Here is a 338-nt window from a genome sequence, read left to right on the forward strand (position 1 = left end):
CACAGCCGGCTCGAGCGGTTGAACTGCGACACGTACAGCGAGCCGAACATCGTCTGCATCGCGCTGTAGACGTCCTGCACGGGCACGCCGAGCGTCTCGGCCTTGTCGCGGTCCACGTCGACCAGCAGCTGCTGCGAGTTCGCGTTGAAGGTCGACGTGACGCCCGTCAGTTCGGGGCGCTGCTTCGCCTTCGCGACGAAGTCGTCCACGACGGCGGCGAACTGCGCGATCGTCGCATCGCCCTTGCTCTGGATCCACATTTCGGTGCCGCCTGTCGTGCCCAGCCCCGGAATCGACGGCGGATTGAGCGGCACGACGATGCCTTCGCGGATCTGCGA

1 protein-coding gene is annotated in these 338 nt (G+C 66.3%); it reads right to left on the reverse strand.

Annotated features, from left to right (window positions below):
• Positions 1–338, reverse strand: a 338-nt coding sequence (locus SB822_RS55690) for an efflux RND transporter permease subunit (protein WP_410858924.1), incomplete at both ends; no start/stop codon positions are given.

The organism is Paraburkholderia sp. SIMBA_054, from assembly GCF_046534875.1.
Taxonomy (GTDB): Bacteria; Pseudomonadota; Gammaproteobacteria; order Burkholderiales; family Burkholderiaceae; genus Paraburkholderia; species Paraburkholderia hospita.